Annotated in this window: 1 rRNA gene; it reads right to left on the reverse strand. The window is 55.1% G+C overall.

Annotation, left to right across the window (positions count from 1 at the left end):
• Positions 1–403 (reverse strand): 23S ribosomal RNA (locus HFD87_RS22775); the annotation flags it as partial.

Raw genomic sequence — 403 nt, forward strand, 5'->3', positions numbered from 1 at the left:
CGTGTTTGCACAGTGCTGTGTTTTTAATAAACAGTTGCAGCCAGCTGGTATCTTCGACTGGCTTCGGCTCGGGGAGCAGGTCCCTCCACCTACGCGCCAGCGTGCCTTCTCCCGAAGTTACGGCACCATTTTGCCTAGTTCCTTCACCCGAGTTCTCTCAAGCGCCTTGGTATTCTCTACCTGACCACCTGTGTCGGTTTGGGGTACGATTCTGTGTTACCTGATGCTTAGAGGCTTTTCCTGGAAGCTGGGCATTTATCACTTCAGCACCGTAGTGCCTCGTCGTCACGCCTCAGCGTTAATAAGGGACCGGATTTACCTGGACCCTCCGCCTACACGCTTAAACCGGGACAACCGTCGCCCGGCTGATATAGCCTTCTCCGTCCCCCCTTCGCAGTAACAC

It is taken from the genome of Pantoea sp. EKM21T (assembly GCF_011800405.1).
Taxonomy (GTDB): Bacteria; Pseudomonadota; Gammaproteobacteria; order Enterobacterales; family Enterobacteriaceae; genus Pantoea; species Pantoea agglomerans.